This window comes from Chryseobacterium cucumeris, from assembly GCF_016775705.1.
Classification (GTDB): Bacteria; Bacteroidota; Bacteroidia; order Flavobacteriales; family Weeksellaceae; genus Chryseobacterium; species Chryseobacterium cupriresistens.
Window position 1 is genome coordinate 1632708 of sequence record NZ_CP068760.1, and the last position, 18884, is coordinate 1651591.

At 40.7% G+C, this 18884-nt stretch carries 10 protein-coding genes; all 10 read right to left on the reverse strand.

The annotated features are described in order from the left end of the window. Positions 1 to 34: 34 nt before the first annotated feature. The 10 genes from JNG87_RS07300 to JNG87_RS07345 all read right to left on the reverse strand — a co-directional run bounded on the left by JNG87_RS07300 (position 35) and on the right by JNG87_RS07345 (position 18805). A complete protein-coding gene (locus JNG87_RS07300; protein WP_202842893.1) occupies positions 35 to 745 on the reverse strand; it encodes an L-ribulose-5-phosphate 4-epimerase in 711 nt (236 codons plus the stop codon). A gap of 33 nt (positions 746 to 778) precedes the next feature. Then, positions 779 to 2479, reverse strand: coding sequence for a ribulokinase (locus JNG87_RS07305; protein ID WP_202842895.1), 1701 nt, complete (start codon positions 2477 to 2479; stop codon positions 779 to 781). 128 nt (positions 2480 to 2607) lie between these two features. Beyond that, complete coding sequence (locus JNG87_RS07310; RefSeq protein ID WP_202842897.1) at positions 2608 to 4596, reverse strand: alpha-L-arabinofuranosidase C-terminal domain-containing protein; 1989 nt, start codon at positions 4594 to 4596, stop codon at positions 2608 to 2610. A gap of 52 nt (positions 4597 to 4648) precedes the next feature. Next, complete coding sequence (locus tag JNG87_RS07315; protein ID WP_202842899.1) at positions 4649 to 7279, reverse strand: beta-glucosidase; 2631 nt, start codon at positions 7277 to 7279, stop codon at positions 4649 to 4651. Positions 7280 to 7789: 510 nt separating this feature from the next. Further along, the gene (locus JNG87_RS07320) at positions 7790 to 10528 is read right to left on the reverse strand and encodes a T9SS type A sorting domain-containing protein (protein WP_202842906.1); all 2739 of its coding nucleotides are present in this window, start codon (positions 10526 to 10528) and stop codon (positions 7790 to 7792) included. Positions 10529 to 10797: 269 nt separating this feature from the next. Then, positions 10798 to 13320, reverse strand: coding sequence for a glycosyl hydrolase 115 family protein (locus JNG87_RS07325; protein ID WP_202842908.1), 2523 nt, complete (start codon positions 13318 to 13320; stop codon positions 10798 to 10800). A 17-nt stretch (positions 13321 to 13337) separates the two neighbouring features. Next, positions 13338 to 14558, reverse strand: a complete 1221-nt coding sequence (locus JNG87_RS07330) for an SGNH/GDSL hydrolase family protein (RefSeq protein WP_202842910.1) — start codon at positions 14556 to 14558, stop codon at positions 13338 to 13340. A 25-nt stretch (positions 14559 to 14583) separates the two neighbouring features. Beyond that, positions 14584 to 16521, reverse strand: coding sequence for a glycoside hydrolase family 97 protein (locus JNG87_RS07335; protein ID WP_202842917.1), 1938 nt, complete (start codon positions 16519 to 16521; stop codon positions 14584 to 14586). A 2-nt stretch (positions 16522 to 16523) separates the two neighbouring features. Next, on the reverse strand, positions 16524 to 17900 hold the full coding sequence (locus JNG87_RS07340; protein ID WP_202842924.1) for a glycoside hydrolase family 43 protein: 1377 nt from the start codon (positions 17898 to 17900) through the stop codon (positions 16524 to 16526). 32 nt (positions 17901 to 17932) lie between these two features. After that, a complete protein-coding gene (locus JNG87_RS07345; RefSeq protein WP_202842925.1) occupies positions 17933 to 18805 on the reverse strand; it encodes an alpha/beta hydrolase in 873 nt (290 codons plus the stop codon). Positions 18806 to 18884 lie beyond the last annotated feature (79 nt).

Here is an 18884-nt window from a genome sequence, read left to right on the forward strand (position 1 = left end):
TGTTGATCGTTAATAGTTGTTTATCTTAAAGTGTTTAGTGTTTAAATTCCTGTCCGTAGTAGGCATTCTTGCCGTGCTTACGTTCATAATGTTTTTTGATAAGTGAGTCTTTCAGACGTTCCGCCTCAGGATTGATCTGTCTGGTGAGATAAGCCATTTCGGCAATGGTCTCCAGCACTTTGCTGTTGTAGACTGCTTTCTCAGCATTTTTTCCCCAGGTAAACGGACCGTGATTGCCGATAAGAACCATTTCCACTTCTTCCGGAGAGAGCTGTTTTTCTTTAAAGCATTCCAGAATCTGTATTCCTGTGTTGTATTCGTAGTTTCCTTCGATCAGCTCATCCCGCATCGGTGGAGCGCAGGGAATATCTGTTGTTAAATGGTCTGCATGGGTGGTCCCGAAAACAGGAATATCCATTTGTGCCTGTGCCCACGCCACGGAATAGATCGCATGAGTGTGGGAAATTCCACCGATGTTTTCCCAGTTTTTGTACAGGTAAGCATGGGTCTTGGTATCGGAAGAAGGTCTGAGCCTGCCTTCAATGACATTGGCATCAAAATCTAAAATCACCATATCTTCCGGCTTTAAAATATCATAAGGTACACCGCTTGGTTTAATGGCAAAAATCCCCTTATCGCGGTCTACAGCGCTTACATTTCCGAAGGTATAGACCACCAGCTTCAGGGCATCCAGCTGCATATTCGCTTCATAACATTCTCTTTGGAGTTCTTTATAGGTATTCATTTTGAGTATTATTCAAAAGGTTAAAATGGAAAATCAGGAGTTCTGAAGTTCTTTCCTGTTGTTTTTCAGTCTGGTATTATATTCTACAAAATCAGCAAGCTTCTGGTATTGCTGCATTAGTTCTCTGTAGTGCTGCACTTCTTCGGCTTTCGGCTGGTATTCCGCTTCAAATCCGGAGCCCATTTTCATACTGGCTTCCTGTACAGTCGGATAAATTCCTGCTGATACAGCTGCATAAACTGCGGCTCCCAAAGCAGGAGTCTGGTCTGAAGCAGCTACTGCAATAGGCATATCCAGAACATTAGCGAGTGTCTGCATAATAAATGGTGATTTCCTTGCCACTCCTCCAATTCCGATCACTTTATTGATTTTCACACCTTCCTCCTCAAAACGGTCAACGATCTTCTTAGCTCCGAAACAAATAGCATTGACTAAAGCTTTGAAAATATGGGGTGCTTTTGTTCCCAGAGAAAGCTGGCTGATCGCTGCCTTAAGTTCCTGATCTGCATCCGGTGTTCTTCTTCCGTTTACCCAGTCCAAGGCAACCGGAACGGCATCGGAAAGAGGAATTTTTTCTGCTTCAAGGGTTAATTTTCTGATAAGTCCGGCCTCCATTTCTTCAGCGAGCTTTGTCTTCTGCTCCTCTGAAATACTTTCGGAATGTATCATCACCTGGTGAACCGGCCACATCAGAATATCTTTATACCATGCCAGAACATCTCCAAAGGCGGACTGCCCTGCTTCAAGTCCTATCAATCCGGGAATTACGGAGCCATCAACCTGACCGCAGATTCCTTTTACGGTTGTATCTCCAATAGCTTCTTGTGAGGCCACCATAATGTCACAGGTGGAAGTTCCCATGATCCTGATCAGTGTATTTTCTTCCACCTTTGCTCCCACTGCGCCTGAATGGGCATCAAAAGTTCCTACCGTAATAATGGTTTTGGTGGTAAGACCGGTTTTTGCGGCCCATTCTTCATTCAGGTAGCCGGCAATTTCATCTGAAGTATAGGTTTCACGGTATAATCTTCCTCTGAGCGCTCCCAGAGAAGGATCTAGCCTGTTGAGAAATTCTTCGGAAGGCAGGCCGTCCCACGACTCATGCCACATGGCTTTGTGACCGGCAGCACAACGGCTTCTTTTGAATGTTGCCAGGTCTTTATGATCTGATAAAAGGAAAGTCAGATAATCACAGTGCTCCATCCAGCTATAAGCAGCATTTTTTACCCCTGCATCCACTCTGCTGATGTGCAGTATTTTGGCCCAGAACCATTCTGAGGAGTAAATACCGCCTTCATATTTTGTATAATCTTCTCCACCCCAGGTTCTTGCAAGGGTATTGATTTCTTCAGCTTCGCGGATAGCGGTATGGTCTTTCCATAAAACCATCATGGCATTCGGATTCTCTTCAAATCCCGGAACCAGTGCTAAGGCTACTCCATCACTTGTTACTGGTAACGGTGAAGAGCCTGTAGTATCAATGCAGATACTAACAATCTGCTCTGCCGGTATCCCGCTTTCTCTTACAACTTCTGAAATAGTTTTCTCCAGACCTTCAATATGATCTGAAGGATGCTGTCTGAAACTATTAGCTGAGGGATTACAGAATTTACCTTCTTTCCATCTTTGATAATAGCTGACTGAAGAAGTTATTTCAGAACCGTTTTCAGTGTCAATAAGAACGGCCCGTACGGAATCTGTACCGTAGTCCAGCCCGATAACATATTTTTTCATGGTGGTGAAACGTTTTTGATTATTGAGATTTTAAATTCTCCTGATGAGATAAAAACAAATATAAGATTCTATTTTAAATAAATGTAAAAAACACACTTATTTTTTATAACATACTATAAAACAGTATATTAAATTATTTTTACCTTTAAAACAACCAAAGAATTGGCCGGAATTTCTGTTGAAATTTCACCTTTTTTAGCTTCTGAATTCTCCTCTTTGGGTTTCACAGGTTCAGCATCGAAGTTATTTTCACTAGAAAGCTGCGGGGCAGACAGAAGGATTTTGGTTATTTTCTTACCTATTTTCAAAGTTCCGGGGTTTATATTTACCGTTTTAGCCTGATTATCAGCATTGACCATTTTTATAATGATCTCATGAGTTTTTGCATCTTTTACTGCCGTAGCGTATAATTTTTCCTGGCCGGATACCGCTTTTCCGTTCCTTTCTATTTTCAGTACATCCGTTCCTTTATTGTTGGAGAATAATTTCTGAACATAATAATTCGGGGTCGCGTAGGATTTCAGATTATTGAACCAGATGAGATCGGGTGTCCACTGCCAGCCGTCAGCATGGGCAAAAAGCGGTGCGTAGGAAGTCATATAAACCACATCTGCATTTCTTTCAAGACCGGTCATAAAAGCGGCTTCTGAAAGGGCCGTCAGCCAATTATTTTTGTTATCAGGTTTTACCACGCCTACAGACTGGGCAGCATATTCTCCGGCAAAAACTTTTGGACCGGAACGGTCATACTGGTCGTATCTGCCTGCATTTTTCATAAACCATTCGGGAGAGTTGTAATAATGTTCATCTACAATCTGTGCGTTAAGCTGCTTCAACTCTTTCCATCCATATTCGAAGAACTCGCCGTCGGGTGACGGTCCACTTCCGGAGATAATCTTAATGTCAGGATATTTTGCATGAATGGCTTTTTCAAATACTTTATAACGTTCGATATAATCTGCTCCCCATTGTTCATTTCCTACTCCGATAAATTTTAAATTAAAAGGCTTCGGATGTCCCATTTCAGTACGGATTCTCCCCCATTTTGTTCCGGAATCTCCGTTGGCAAATTCAATCAGGTCAAGGGCATCCTGAATATAAGGATCAAGGTCTTCCATTTTCACCAGCTCTGCGGTATTGAACTGGCATGCCATTCCGCAGCTCAGAATAGGAACAGGTTCTGCAGCCAGATCTTCGGAAAGCTGGAAATATTCATAAAATCCTAACCCGAAAGACTGCCCGTAATCCGGTGTAAGCCTGTGCGGAAATCCTGTACTCCATTTATTGATAAGGTATTCACGGTCTGCTATATTTCCTATTGTTTTTTTCCACTGATAGCGTTCTGCCAAAGTTCTTCCTTCTACAATACAGCCTCCAGGAAATCTCAAAAACCCGGGCTGCAGATCATATAGTTTCTGAACGAGGTCTTTTCGTAAACCTCCTTTTCTGCCTTTCCAGGTATCCTGCGGGAAGAGGGAGATCATATCCATGTTCACGATGCCATTTCCGGTAAATGTAATCCGCAGTTTTGCTTTTTCTACAGTTTGTGGTGATTTGAAAACGGCTGTATACTTCTGCCATCCCTTTCCTTTTATGAGTGTAGAAACTGAAGAAATTTCCTTTCCATTTTCATCAACAAGACTTGCATTTACCGTAGCAATATTTCCTGAAACATTCTCGAGATCAAAACTGAAATCATAATTTTCACCCTGATGAATACCTATTCCTCTGAATCCTTCATTTTCGAGAATATAATTTTTATCGTTCAGAACAGTAATTCTTGCGTAATTTTTATTGGTTTTGGCAGGGTCAGAATAAATGGTCAGAAACCCGGAATCCAGGTTAGGAGAAAGTGTTTTTGTGTTGGGCTGTTTCCATCCTGTAAATGGTTCGTCAAATTCAAAACTGCGGTTTTTAATCAGTTCAGCATACAATCCGCCATCTGCTGCAAAATTGATGTCTTCAAAAAAAATCCCGTACATGGTGGGCTGTATTTTAATAGGTGTAGAGGTTTCTTTCAGATCCAGGTTAAAGGTACGGACCGTATTATTCTGAGCCGAAAAAAAAGCAGCACTGAGGGAAATCGCGATGGAAAATATTTTATTTTTGGTTGTCATAGATCGTTATTTTGAAAACTAAAGCATGTCTCAATTTGTCTTGAATCAATTTTTATTTTACTGTTAATGGAATGCTTTTCAACACGGCATCATCAGAAGTTCCGCCATAAAAAATGGTATAATCGCCGGGTTTTGAAACCAGATCATCTGCTTTTTCATCATAGAAGGCAAATGAATCTTTGGAGAGGGTCAGCTGAATATTTTTTGTTTCTTTAGATCTGATTAAAGTCCTCTCAAAAGCCCTTAACGTTTTTACCGGTGCCTGGGTATCATTATTTCTTTTGATATAGACCTGAGCGACTTCTTCGCCATCCCTTTCTGAAACATTGGTTACCGGAATTGTGATCGTCACATTTTCGTTGGTATTGATAGTATTTTTGCTGAGTTTTGAATCTCCATAAACAAATTTTGAATAGCTCAGGCCATGCCCGAACGGATAAAGAGGTTTTTCCGTCATATAACGGTAGGTTCTTCCCTGCATATCATAATTCTCAAATCCTTCGTGTTTGCTTGTCTTTGAAAGAGCGTTATCCAGCTGCTCAAGGTTTTTGTAAAAGGTAATGGGTAATTTTCCTGAAGGGTTATAATCCCCTGCCAAAACATCTGCTACGGCCGTTCCTCCTGATTGTCCGCCATACCAGGCATTCAACAGGGCATCATAATTTTTCTCATCCTGTTCCAATCCCAGAGCACTTCCGGTACAAAGAACAAAAACAACAGGTTTTCCGGTTTTTCTAAGCTCCGCTAACAGTTCCCGTTGCACTTTAGGAAGGGCAATCGAAGTTTTGTCACCTCCTCTGAAGCCTTCTGCATTTACCATCATCTCTTCACCTTCCAGACTTGGAGAAAGTCCGCCTGCAAAGACAATAACGTCTGCATTTTTCACCTTTTCCCTCACCGAAACAAAATTAACAGGGTCTTTTCTGTACACTTCAAAAGTGATACTCACATATTTTCCTTTTTGTGTATGACGCAGTTCTATCTTGTATTCTTCTTTTTCCATTTTTACAGGAAACTCTGAAGGATGTCTTGCATCAGGTCCTTTTCTTGTGGCAATTTCTTTTCCGTCCACGAAAAGGGTATAGACATCGGAAGTGGAAGCAGAAAACACAACCTCTCCTGTATAGGTACTTTTAAAAATCCCTGAAATGATGGCTGAGGTATTTTCTCTTCCTACATTGGGTGCAAGCTGGGTTCCTCCAAAACTGTTGTAGCTGATGGCGGTGGGATTTACGGAAACATTGGCCGGCTGCCCTTTGAATTCATTGTTATTAAAAAACGTTACTTTCATTCCTTTCACGCCGTTTTTCTGACTGATGAAATTCTGATAGAGTGACGTTCTGGACGAAGGATCTGTTACTTCGCTTCCTTTTTCGTAGATAATCTCAGTATTTGGAAATTTGGTTTTGATTCCTTCTAAAATCGTTACAATGGAAGAAGGGGTTCCATTATAGTTTCCTAACTGCATCAATCCGTCATCAGCATTTGGTCCTACAACGGCAATTTTTTTAATATTTCTGCTGAGAGGCAGAATATTATTTTCGTTTTTCATCAGCACAATTGACTTTTGTGCCATTTTCAGTGCCTGCTTTTTATGGTCTTCAGAATCGACTACAGAATACGGAATGGTATTCCAGTGAACGGAAGATTTCGGATCAAGCATTCCCAGCTCCAACCAGCCTTTCAGGATTCTGCGCATCGACTCATCAATATCCTTTTCGGTAATCAGTCCGCTGGCCAGAGATTTATTCAGATTGTTATAAGTATCTCCACATTCCAGATCCGTGGAATGTTTCAAGGCATCTGCTGCGGTTGTTTTTTCGTCAGGATGGGTGCCATGGTATTTTTTCTGAAAGAAATCGGCCAGTGCCCAGCAGTCTGAGACTACCATTCCGTCATACTTCCATTTTCCACGGAGAATTTCTGTAAGTAAAGTATTGTTTGCACAACATGGCTGCCCGTCAAAAGCATTGTAAGCGCACATTACTTCTCTTACATTCCCTTCCCGAACCAATGCTTTGAAAGCGGGAAGATAGGTCTCATACAGATCTCTTTTTGAAATTTCTGCATTGTAGGAATGGCGGTTCCATTCCGGTCCGCTATGTACTGCAAAATGTTTGGCGCAGGCGTGGGTTTTAAAAAATTTCGGGTCGTTTCCCTGCAAACCTTTTACTGCAGCAACCCCCAGAACAGAGGTCAGATAAGGATCTTCACCGTAGGTTTCCTGGCCTCTTCCCCATCTTGGGTCACGGAAAATATTGATATTGGGTGTCCAGAAGGTAAGTCCTTCGTACCGCCCTGTTTTCAGAGCTTCATCAAAAGATCTGTTGTATTTTGCCCGTGCTTCATCAGAGATCATTTCAAAGGTTTTAAAATGCTCCGGAACATCCCATGTGGCTGCCATCCCGATCGCCTGAGGGAAAACAGTAGCTGTTCCTGCTCTGGCCACTCCGTGAAGTGCTTCATTCCACCATCCGTAGGCTGGAATTTCCAAACGGGGAACTGCCTGGGAATTATCCATCATCATTCCTATCTTTTCTTCTGTTGTCAGTAAAGTAAGAAGGTTCTCTATTCTTTCATTAACCGGAAGATCCGGGTTTCTGAATGGGTATTTATAATGGCTCTGGGCAAAAAATAAAGGTGCTGCAAGGGTTGCACATAGGATTATTACAATTCTTTTCATAGGTATATGGTTTCAATATAGTCCTAAGACTTTGTGGATTCTGTAATTAATGATTTTCTAACCACAGATTTCACGGATTTTCACAGATGACTGCGCATATTTCTTTATAAGAATTAGGGATCAGTAAAGTCCTAAAACTTTTGTGGATTCTGTAATTAATGATTTTCTAACCACAGATTTCACGGATTTTCACAGATGACTGCGCATATTTCTTTATAAGAATGGGGTTAGCAAAGTCCGAAAAATGGCTGTTGATTTTGTGATTAATCATTTTCAACCCACTGATTTTACAGATTTTTACGGATAATTATATTTTCATTCTTATTTTATACAAATTGCCAGTATTATTCAGCAACAATGCAATGAAAAACAAATATAACGTTCTATTTTAAATAAATGTAAATAATACACTTAAATTAAGAATAAATCCTACTTACTTTTGGTTTTCATCTACCAAATTGTGGAAATAAAGCCACCATAAGCAATGCTCATGATGGCTTAGGATTCAATTTATTCTTTGATTAATTTTTGTTTTACGACTGTATTATTTTTTTGAGCAACCTCAATAAAGTAAATACCCGCGGGGAAATCTCCCACATTAATTTGGTTTTTCCCTGAATTTATTTTTACTCCGGCTCTGATGACACCACCTCTTCCGTCAAAAATGGTTGCCGTAGCTTCTGAGAGATCAGAATCAATGAAAAGATCTACTTTTACCAGATTAGGATATATTTTCACTTCTTGTCTTTTGGATTCAGCAAGAATATTTCTGACGCCTAATGATCCAAAATTTAAAGGAAGAACGTTGGCAGAATAGGCATTTTCTTCTGTAAGATATGCTTTGAAAGATCCTATTACAGGCTCACTTCCGGCTGTTACTTTATAGAAGCCTGTTACTCCGTTTTCAGTTTTCAGCACATAAGCATTCGCCGGAACTTTGATGCTCTGGTAAACTCCGTTCATCTGATTGACCGTGATTGCTTTGGGTGTGGAAACGTTTCCTGTACCGTTGAAAGTAATATTTCCTGTCGCATTGATGATTACCGGAGTGTTTGCTGGAATGATTCCATTTGAAATTGCGGTACAACTGATATTACTGACATTCGGAGACATCAGATAAGCAGTAACCCCGGACGGTATATTAGCCTGGAATGGCAGGATCAGCACATCGTAACCATTAAAAGTACGGCTGTAAGAGGCTGTATTGGCTGTAAAGTTAAATGGCACCTGAAAATCCATACCCTGACCGGAAAGAACAAGATTTGAACAAGCTGTCCCTGAGATCACATTATTGGCAGATGAACTTACGTTTGAATTCACATAATAAATGCTGTTAGAATTAGCGCTCATAGGCTGCCAGTTATTGGAGGAAGTAACTCCCGCAGCATTTCTGAAGTCTACAGAAGTGTAGTAGCCATTTTCCAGTGCATCCATCAGATAGCTGTCGCTTGCGGAATAGGTACTTCCGAATTTTGAAGCAATTTCATTACCTACATTGAAATAAACATCACCCAGATTAAGCGTAAGCACAGAGCTGTAATTGGAATTTCTCAGTCCTAAAATTCCTTTGCATCCGTCTGTAAGCACCTGTCTTGAAATATCTAAGGTGATATCGAAGTTTCCTCCCTGCGGAAAATTAATCTTGCCGTAATTATATGATTTCGTTACGCCCTGACTGTTGATGTAATATAAAGTCGTATTGTCTGAATAGCTTTGTCCCGCTGTTGTATAGCTGTTTACATGCAGGATCAGTTTATTGTACCGGTCATTAAGCTGAAGATATCCGTTAGCCGCAGTCATATTATTACTGATAAGAGGGCTTGGATTAGAGAACGTCACCGTTGTATTGCTGATATTGAATCCTGTCCCAAAAGCTGTACTGGTAGCAGTTTGTGTTTCAATTTTATTATAATGGATATCACCGCCTGTCATGAGAGAAGCAGGCCTGTCGCCACTTTTATTAAAAACAAAAGTCATAACACTGAAAGGGCTGATATCAGCAGTAGGCCGAAATGTTGCCGTACTCATAGTGATAGGTGTGCTGACCATATTGGATTGCGTATTGGTCAGTACTTTTGTTCCTGAAGTCGTGTAAAAAGGAAGATCAACCTTCAGACTATAAGTATTCTGAGAAGGATTAATCACCATAAGAACAACCTGATTTCCATCCTGGGAAATATAGGAAGAGCCTTGCAATACTCCGGTTTTGTCATCCCATTTGGCTTCTATTCTCGTCTTTCCTGTTGTGTACTTGGCATAATGGGAAAGGATATAGCCTCTTTTGGTCATTAGGCCTGCGGTGGTTCCATAAGTTCCGTCACCCATTAACCCGTAATACCTTTTGGCAGAGTAATGAATCCAGGCATTGATATTTCCCAGTAATGCATTGTTGACACTGCTGGCAAAAGTAAAAGCATCTGTATTCCAGCTGAAATCTCGTGCCGGCTGGGTGGATGAAGAGTTCCAGTTGATCAAATACTCTGTCTGCCAGATTTCTTTGTTGTAATTCTGGAATTGTTTGTAGGCAGACTGCATAAGCCCGTATTGATGCCCCCCATAAACTTCAAAATTGGCCATTGCCGCAGGATCCAGCAAAGCACTGGCAAAATTATCCGTAAATCCTACACTTTCTGGGGCAATCACTTTACAATTGATAAGCTGTCCGTAATTTTTGATGAAGGTGGTAATTTGCGCAGGAGTCCAGATACATCCCTGATACTGTGCCATTTCATCCGGTTCATTTTGAATGGAGATATAATCAAGATCTACTCCATTGTTCTGGAGATAGGTAACAAAGCTGTTAAGATAAAGCGCATAATCCTGATAGTTTTCCTGCTTTAAATATCCGATCTGCTGTACTCCGTTCGCATCAGTATACACTGCATTCACATGGTTATTGGTTTTCCAAGCTGCGGGCATGGTCCAAGGCGAAGCAAAAATGGTAAGCCCCATAGATTTGGCGAGTTGCGCTGTAGCCAGTACGGAACTCCAGTTGCTGCTGTTTTCGGGAATATACAATCTCATAATATTATACCCGCCTTCACTGGAAGCCCCCCAAAGGGTCTGAATCTCTGATGTAGACATATGGTTATACGCAAACTGGGGACTGCAGACAAATCCTCCGAATCCTCTTATTTTCTGATAAGCAGTATTCTTATCAATTTTTACCGTAGTAAGCTGCCCATGCAACAGACAGCTGAAAAGCAAACATATAGAATGAATGCTGAGAAGTTTTAAATTTTTTTTCATAATGGTTTAGTTTTAGATAGTCGTGATTTTGATTGAAGACAATTAATGTAAGGGCAATAGATTCCCCATCAAGACGGTTCATTTTCAAAAACCGTCAGGAAAATACCCTGAATGATATCAGGCAGCGATCTGTTAAATAAAGTTGCTTACAAAATCATTCGCTGTTCTTTCTCTTCATTCTCTGTGAGGGAACTGTATTTCAGATTGGAATTTGAATTAAGATTAATGTTTCATAATTAAAGTGTTGTTTGTGATGAGTATCGGGCCACTCAGCGAAGCATTTCGCTTTCGGGAGCGCCCAGGTAAGAGGGTTTTAATCCTCCGGTGTTGATCAGTATCTTTTCAAGGACAATGCCGGGTTCCAGCACTCTGAAACGTAACATGTGCTTTCCAGCCTGCTGAACCGAATGCTTTGTAATAGATTTAATAATATGTTCGGACTGCCATCTTCCCAATTCTCCTTTGTAATAGCCATTGAAGTTGACAATTTGCGGAGTTTCGTTGTCAAAAGAAATTTCGTAACGCAATCCTTTATTATGATTAAAATTTAAAGTCGGAGCTAATAATAACTGGACTTCAAACTCCCCTTTTGATTCAAAATTGATATCATATTCCAGCCAGATATTTTCATCGGCTTTTGGATAGGCATTCTGCGGAAACGTTGTCACTCCCGACTTTGTTATTCCAAAATCAGGAATCACTTCCCAATGGATTCGGTCAGAATTGCTCATTCTTGCAAAATTTTCTGCTTCAATGGAAACATAGCCGTTTTTCTCCTGAAATATTTTTTCTTTGGGAACCTCAGCTTCAGAAATATAGGTGACTTCAGGCATTATATTTTCTTTTCCGTCTGCCCAGCTTTTATATCCTATCCTCATCTGATCCATCATATGCTTCCATTTCCCGCCGGCAATCACATTATTGTATTGATTATCCAGATAAGCGTTTCTTTCAAAACATGCCTTCACTTTATCTGCGTAGAAATTGGCTTCAGGATCTTTTTTTGCTGCCAGTTCCCTGTTTTTTGCCACCGCATAGTACATTTCGTATAAATTACTGCATGCATCAATCGGATACAGAACCAACTGATAATACGCATCCTGATAATCGGCAGGAATCTGTTCTTTTAACCGTAAAGCTTCTACGGCCAATGCTCTGTAATCATTTAAAACCGTTTCAAATTCATGATAATTTTCAAGGCTGTACGTTTTGCTGTCAAGGGTTTCAGGCGTTACTCTTCTGTTGTATTTGGAATATAGGTTAATCATCCGGGCAATTTCCCCGGCATGTTTTTCACCAAACTGCTGAGCGGTCCATTTCTCAGTATATTCAAAAAGATTTTTAGCATTAAACTGCTTTGGATTCCAGGCCATTTCCAGGAAAAAACTGATCGGAAACTCCATCGGTTTTAAATCTCCTACATTCACGACCCAGAGCTTATCTACTTTATGTTCATAGGAAAGATTCATCTGTTCCCAGACTCTTTGGATCGGGCTTATGTTGATCCATTTGGAATTTCTCGGGCCGCCTACATAATCAAAATGGTAATAGATTCCATAGCCTCCTTTATGCAAAGGTTTTGAAAGATCAGGGAGCTTTCTTACATTTCCCCAGTTATCATCACAGAACAGCAGGATCACATCATCCGGAACCCTCATTCCTTTATCATAATAGTCCTGAACTTCTTTATACAATGCCCAAACCTGAGGTGTTTTCTCTGCTTTCTTTCCGGTAACATCAGCGATGATTTTACGCTGGTCTTTTACAATTTTCTCCAGCAGGGAAATATTGGTTCCCTCTCCCATCGCTTCATCACCATCACCGCGCATTCCTACTGTTACGAGTTTTTCCCAGTTTTTGCTTCTCTCCATTCCGGATCTCCAGAATTTCTGTAAAACTTCTGCATTTTTAGCATAATCCCAGACATTCGGGAGGTTATTTTTTTTGATATACCTGTGCCAGTCGGTTTGTGCCAAAGCCATAGGTTCATGGTGGGAAGTTCCCATGACAATACCCATTTCATTTGCTAAAGGGCCACTCAGAGGATCGTCGTCATAGAATGCTTTTCCCCACATTGCCGGCCAGATATAATTTCCTTTAAGACGTAGAATCAGTTCAAAAACTTTTTCGTAAAATTTAGAATTAACTCCGCCAAAAGTTGCTCTTGCCCAGCCTCCCAGTGAAGGTTCTTCATCATTAAGGAAAATACCGCGATACTCTACAGCAGGCTCACCATAAGTATATATTCCTTTTTTAAAGTATATATTATCTTTTTTCTCAACCGGAACATCTGCCCAATAATACCATGGTGAAACACCTATCTGCTGAGACATTTCATAGATTCCATAAATGGTTCCCCTTTTATCACTTCCTGCAATCACGATGGCTTCAGAAACGCCCGGAAAAGGATTGCTGATATTCTGAATGATATATTTTTCTCTTTTCCCTGTTAATGCTTTTCCATCCAGCTTTTTTTGACGAATTAAATTATCAATGGTCTTGCTTTTACTTGCTTCACCAATAATGATGATCATTCCGTTCACACCAGAGTTTTGGGAAACCAGATTAGGCTGAAAACCAGTTACTTTTTGAAAATCAGATTGAAGATTCGCAACGGCACGCAGAATTCCTTTATCCGAATCGCTGTCTGAAAACAGTGTCAAACCTGAATTGCGTTCTTTCAATACCATCGAATTTTCTGTCTTAGCAAAAGAAATAAATGGTTCGGTTGCTTTTACAAAAAATATAAACAACAACGTAAGAAACAGCGAAATGTTTTTTGTAAAATTCATACTATATCTTTTTGATTTTAATTTTTAAATAAGTTCAGATCCACAAATTCTCCCATTCTCCTGTAGCCCGATTCATTGGGGTGAAGGAAATCATGATCGTGCATATCATTTAAGATGACTTCCGGATTTTCACTTTGCATTTGTTTTGCAAAATCGATGACGGCATCAAACTTCCCGCTGTTCCTGATCCAGTCGTTTACTTTTTTCCATGCCTCGATACGGAAAGGTTTGTCGTAGAATGACTTTCCGAAAGGAAGAATCGTTGCTCCGTACACTTTGATTCCGTTAGCATGTGCCTTATTGATCATCACCTGGTAAGCGGCAATCAGTTCTTCTATTCTTTTGGAGGCATCATTAGCATCTCTTGTTCCTCCCAGATCATTCACTCCTTCCAGAATGATCAGCCATTTTACGCCCTGCTGATTGAGGATGTTATAATCGAAACGGTCTAATGCTGTAGGACCCAAACCGCCACGCACCACACAATTCCCACCAATCCCGAAATTAAGGACACTTACATTCCTGGTTGAAGGATTCGCCAGTAACCGCTGCGAAAAAATATCCGGCCAGCGATTCTGTTTATTGGTTCCCGATCCTCTTCCGTCGGTAATGGAATTTCCCATAATAGAGACCGCATACGAGGGTTCACCTGTCTTTACATCGATGTTAAAAAGCGAATACCAATGATCTGTTTTTACAGGATTTTTAAATATAGCAGCACTCGCTTGCACACCTTTAACAATAAAAGAGGTTGTTCGTGAACCCGGATGCCCGGTGACAGATTGGGTTACTTTTGCATAGGAAATCGTAATGGCCAGCAGCGAATTAGCCTTCAGGTTAAAGTTCACTTCATCAGAATAAATATCAGATCCGGGAGCAATTTTAAAACTGTTTTTCTTCTCAAACGTTAATGATCTGATGGTAGCTGCATCCACATTGCTGCTATCGGACGGCACAGCAATGGAAACCGCTTTTACCTCCAGGCTATCCATGGAATATTTGTTGGAGAAACGTAACCGCAGTTTTTTCCCACCCACAGATACACGCACAATCTGACGCAAGGTATTTCCTGAAAGTCCCGGTTCCGGCGGAAGATTCTTGGGTTCCACCAGTTGGGGAGCCGTTGCCCAGGTAGTGAGCCACTGGTCTTTGGAAGACTGTTTTTCCAGACTCTGTGAGGAAGAGCAGGAAACCAAAAATCCCGAAATGATAAAGATATATAAGTTTTTGAAGCGCATTTTTCCTGTTTTATTATATTAATCTCTAATTTCTTATTACAAATCCTCCGTTCGGCTGAATTTCAATTGTAAAGTCGCCTTTTGCATTTACTTTCACTTCTTTCTCTGATGTATTTCCTTTTGCATCATCATTGATAAGTTGCAAGTTTTTCCCGGCGAACATCGGAAGTTTTATTTTCAGTTTTTGGGATTGCTTTTCGGCATTTACCCCTGCCACATACCATCGATCCGCATGTCTTCTCGCAAGTACAGCATATTTCCCGGGATAGCCGTCTATGAAAACTGTTTCATCCCAAAGTGTCGGAACTTCTTTCATGAAGCTGAGCTGAAATTCCGGAGCATCGGTCAGGTTATTCGGCATGATGCCAAACATCTGAACGGGATTCTGAAACAGGACTGCTGTAGCAAGTTGAAAGCCGTCCGTAGTATGTCTTTTATTTTTATCCTTGTTGGATTTCGTTAAATATTTGTTGAGGAAAGTTCCGCCAAACTCCATACTTCCCACTGTATTTCTGATGAAAGGATGAAGTGTGGCAAAAAAAGCTTCCTGTTTCCGTACATCTTCTGAGAAATAGAGCATTTCTGAGGCAAGAACGGCCTCACTTCCTGCATAATTCGGGTACATTACTTCCCAGCCTCTCGGTAAAGTAGCTCCATGGAAAATAATGGTTAATCCAAAATCATTGGCGTCGGAAAGAATATCTTCGTACAGACGCATGGTTTCCTGTTTGTCTCCTCCGAAGAAATCCACTTTCAGTCCTTTTACGCCTGCTTCTTTCAGCCATTTCATTTCCTTTTTCCGTTCAATGGATGAGCTCATTTTATTTCTAGGTCCCATGGGTGCATCATTCGCAGCACCGTTGGAATTATACCAGAGTAATACCCCGACATTTTTAGATTTTGCATATTGAATAAGCTCTTTCATGCGGTCTTTTCCTATGTTTTTATCCCAAAGCGCATCCATAAGAATAAACTGATATTTCAGTGCAGCAGCAAGGTCTATAAATTTCACCTGATCATCATAATTCATACTGTTATCCTGCCACAGAATCCAGCTCCAGGTAGATTTTCCGAACTGATACTCCTGTGACGGCTCATACATCGGATCTACCACATCAAAAGGAATGGTAGTTTCTACGATGGGTTTCAGGGAGCTGCCTACTGTAATTGTTCTCCACGGTGTTTTTCCGGGAAGAGAAACAGCAGCTCCGGTACTTCCGAAGCCGTTATTTTCAGCAATGTTCGGATAAGCGACTTTGTAAAGGCTTTTTTCTGCTGTGGTTTCAAGGTGTGAAGCACAATACGAACTGTTCACTCCAGTCTCGGAAAGTAATACCCAGCCTTCATTTCCGATATGGAAAAGACCCGGGAAAACGTATCCGTAATCAGATGGCATTCCCAGCTCAGCATCAGCTTTATAACCACTTTCATAACTTGGCGCTGTACGGGCAAATCCCGTCATCGGCTTCATCATAGGTGAAAGAAAAGTAGTGGTCTGTGACGGAAATCTGTACCCTGTGGTTTCTGACTGTACCACAACACTCAGCCGTTCTTTCATCGGTAGAATATTGTACCGGAAAGCAATATTGTTATTGCTCACCTGAAATTCAATGCCTATCTGGTGTTGGTCTGCATTGCTGAAGTTAACCAATAAAGTATTGGCCTTATAATCAATCTCAGATTTTTTGATTTTTTCGTTCGTATATTTCTTAGAAATGATATCTTTTTTGCTGTCCAAAAATTTCAGATTCTTTGAAAAGTCGGACTCGTTGGTTACCAGGCCCAGCGGAGATTTTTCAAGCATTGCTTTTCCCTGAAGGATAACATTATACGATGCTTTTCCCTCTTCTGAAAAAACCTGAAGCTTCAGATACCCGTCCGGACTTGAAATTTCTGCTACCTGTGCAAAACCTTTGCTGATCAGAAACAGGCTGAATACGATATATAAAACTTTTTTTCTCATAATTAATTATTTTCAAGAAAGGTCCAGTAATCAAAATACATAATATCTGTTGAGGCTTTTCCATTGAATACAAAATACAGATCATGAATACCGGTAATTTTTTCAGTCAACTGAACTTTTACGGTTTCCCAGCGGTCATCACCGCCCGTCAGCGGAACCTTTACCGTTGCAGCAACTGGTCCGTTCACAGCATCCAGATGAATAGTCATTGTGACGTCACTGTTATGGGTAGTTCCTACTCTTGCAGAGAAAGAACCAGCTCCATTTTTCCGGAAATCAACATTCTTTACACTGGTATAAGCCCCATTTTTCTTTGCTTTGATGAAAACACCAGCCTCTTTATTCTGATATGATTTTACATTTTCCGACCAGGCAATCATTTCTGCCTGATTGAATGAATAAGGATTAACTGTTGCGATAGCTCTTGTAATTCCGTTGGTCATTTTAAATGGCGAAATGGATCCGTCTTTATTGAAGGTAAGCTCTTCCAGACTTACTGATCTTGTAAACCCGCTTCCGCCCGGCAATGCGCCATTGTGATAAAAGAAATAGGTTTTCCCCCGGAAATCAATAACACCGGGATGATTGGTGAATGACTTCCCCTCAGTAGGCATTACAATTCCTCCATATTTCCAGGGTCCCTGTGCTGTTTTACCTGTAGAATATCCTATGAATTCAGGAAGCGGACCTCCCGGCCAGAAAAGATAATACAGGTTTTTCCTTTTGTACAGCCACGGCCCTTCCTCGTATTTTGTGGGTCTTTCCGGGTTAGGCATTCCGTCCCTTTTTCCAAATGATTCTTCGGTCATCGGAACTTCTGTAATATTTCCGGAATAGGAGATCATATCTTCATTCAGCTTTACGTATTTTAATTTAGGATTTCCCCAATACATATGAGCCTGTCCGTCATCATCCACAAAAACGGTGGGATCAATATCTCCCCATTCGCTCTGAACAAGAGGTTTTCCCAGCGGATCATGAAAAGGCCCCAACGGACTGTCGCCAACAGCAACCCCTATAGCGCCTTTATTATTGGTTTTGGACCACATCGGAACGTATAAAAAAAACTTTCCGTTTCTTTCTAAACATTGTGCGGCCCAGGCATCGCGTTTTGCCCAGTCGAAATCTTTATACGAGAGAATTGTTCCGTGATCAGTCCAGTTCACCATATCGTTGGTGGAATACACTTTCCAGTCGTTCATGGTAAACCAGGTAGAATCATCTTCATCGTGAGTGGTATACACATACAGCCTGTCATTGTAGACCATTGGTGCCGGATCTGCAGTGTAATTGGTCTGAATAATAGGGTTCTGCGCAGTTCCCATTGAAAATAAACCTATCAGCGAAATGAAACTTATATGTATTGTACGGATATTCATAGAAATTTGGATTTAAAACTTTAATCCTATATTTATTGTGACTTCAGAATACGATTGACCTCGTCCTGATTGACAGGTTTGAAAAGCAGTTGCGAGAACAGATACAAATCATTTTTCCACACTTTGAAATCGTGACCGCCCGGTTCTATATAAAAAATATGGGGAATTTTATTGTCTGTAAGATAGTCACTCGTTCTTTTACTGAAAGGCATTAGCCTGTCCTGGTCTCCGCATGAGATCCAGAGAAGTTGTAAATCTTTAGCTTTGGATGGATCCGGGAGAAGAACTTGAGGTTCTTTTGTATTTGGAGCTGCGGAAAAGGCTCCCACCCATGCGAACTTATCGATATTTCCCAGTCCGAAATTCAGGGTCTGTCCGCCACCCATGGAAAGTCCGGCAATCGCTCTGTCAATTCTGTTTTTTTTAACCGGATATTTTTTTTCTACAAAGGGAATCAGATCATTCAGCAGGTCTTTTTCAAAGGTTGCAAAAGCTTCTACTTTATCCTTTGCCATGATGTCTCCGGTTGCCCTGTCATCCTTCATCGCCCGGCCGTTGGGAAGTACAACGATCATGGGAGAAAGTTTTCCTTTGGCATAGAGATTATCTAAAATAATTTGCGGAGTTCCATTTTTAAACCACTCTTTTTCATCTCCTCCAATACCGTGTAGCAGATATAGAACGGGATATTGAGCACCTTTTTTATATCCGGGAGGCGTATATACCAAAGCTTTACGTGTAGTTCCAACCGTTGCCGAAGAATACTGTATAGTATCAATTTTTCCGTGTGGAATTTCCTTTTTTTCTGTATCGAAATCCTGTGGTACTTTTTTATCAAAAACCTGTGCAGAAATAAAAACTCCTGACAGCATGAAACCTAATGCTAATACAACTGACTTATTCATGATTTTTATTTGTAGTTTTAACACTTATTATTTCAGTTAAAAAAATAATAGCGTACTATTTCTTTGCTTATTTATCACA